The organism is Microbacterium sp. zg.Y909 (assembly GCF_024626565.1).
On sequence record NZ_JANJFJ010000713.1, the window covers coordinates 1 to 807 of the forward strand.

General features: G+C 74.2%; 1 protein-coding gene and 1 pseudogene. One reads left to right on the plus strand and one right to left on the minus strand.

Annotated elements, in window-relative coordinates:
* Positions 1-205: pseudogene (locus NQ160_RS24330) on the plus strand (XRE family transcriptional regulator); the annotation flags it as partial.
* A gap of 70 nt (positions 206-275) precedes the next feature.
* Here the strand turns inward: NQ160_RS24330 and NQ160_RS24335 are convergent.
* On the minus strand, positions 276-807 hold a 532-nt coding region (locus NQ160_RS24335), incomplete at its 5' end, for a winged helix DNA-binding domain-containing protein (RefSeq protein ID WP_257517530.1).

Consider the following 807-nt stretch of genomic DNA (forward strand, 5'->3'; position numbering starts at 1 on the left):
GACGCCCAAGCGGGTGTCGTCGTCGTGTCCCGACGAGGCCTGCTGCCGACGCCCGCCGGCTGATGTCGCCTCACGCTGGGAGGGCAAGGCATGGCCGAGCGCCCGCGTGCACATGCAGATGTTCTCGCCCCTGCCGCGGGGGGCCTTCCCCGGTGTCGACGACAACGAGGTGTACGACTTCCTCGAGCGGCACGCGCAGGGCTGAGCGGCGGGGCTGGGCGGCACCGGGGGCGGGGTCGGCGCGCAGCCTGGAAGACCGACCCGCGGCGCCCGCCTCAGCGGCTGAGGAAGTGTGAGAAGCGGGCCACCGCGGCCTCGACCTCGGGCGCCTCGACCCGATCGGGCGCCAGGACGCGCGCCACCGGCAGCCGGGCTTGCCGGCCGGCCGCCACCGACGTCGACCACACCCCCACGACCTCCCCGTCGGCGACGAGGATGGGCTTGACGATGCCGTTCTTGGCGGGACCGACCTCTCCGAGCAACGGGGCAGGGCAGGTCACGGTGCGATCCGCGTAGGAGATGTAGGACTCCTCGAACGGCGGGAGCGCCATGACGCGGGGCGCTGAGAGCAGACGCCGTGGGGCGCGGGAGCGGCTGACGCACAGCCGATCGCCCGCACGCTCGGCGACCACCTCGACATGCTCGACTGCGGCATCGGCGGCCTGACGCGCGACGCCCAGGGGAAGGCCGGTCCACCAGGCGAAGTCTCGCGGGCCGGCAGGACCGTGCGAGGCGACGAAGCGGCGGAAGAACTCCGCCAGCGGCTCGGCCGGCGCCACCTGATCGGGCGCCCACTCCTCCACCAGC